Annotated in this window: 1 pseudogene; it reads left to right on the forward strand. The window is 64.1% G+C overall.

Annotated elements, in window-relative coordinates:
• Positions 1–114: 114 nt before the first annotated feature.
• Positions 115–231: pseudogene (locus tag SB772_RS46100) on the forward strand (MSMEG_0565 family glycosyltransferase); the annotation flags it as partial.

A 231-nucleotide genomic window follows, 5' to 3' on the forward strand; every position in this document is an offset into this window, starting at 1 on the left:
GATTGGTTCCGTGGATGCGTCGCGCGAAGTGGTGCTCACGCAGCAGGGCGATTCGGCGTTGCTGTGGAGCTTCAAGGACAGTGCGTTCATCGGCGCGCCCGTGGGAGCGCAAGCATGAACGGCACCGCGATGCGCATTGCGTTGTTTACGCATTCCGGCAATCCGCGCGGCGGCGTGGTGCATGCGCTCGAACTTGGGCACGCGTTGCATGAAGCGGGGCAGGATGTGACG

Source organism: Paraburkholderia sp. SIMBA_030 (assembly GCF_046535245.1).
Lineage (GTDB): Bacteria > Pseudomonadota > Gammaproteobacteria > Burkholderiales > Burkholderiaceae > Paraburkholderia.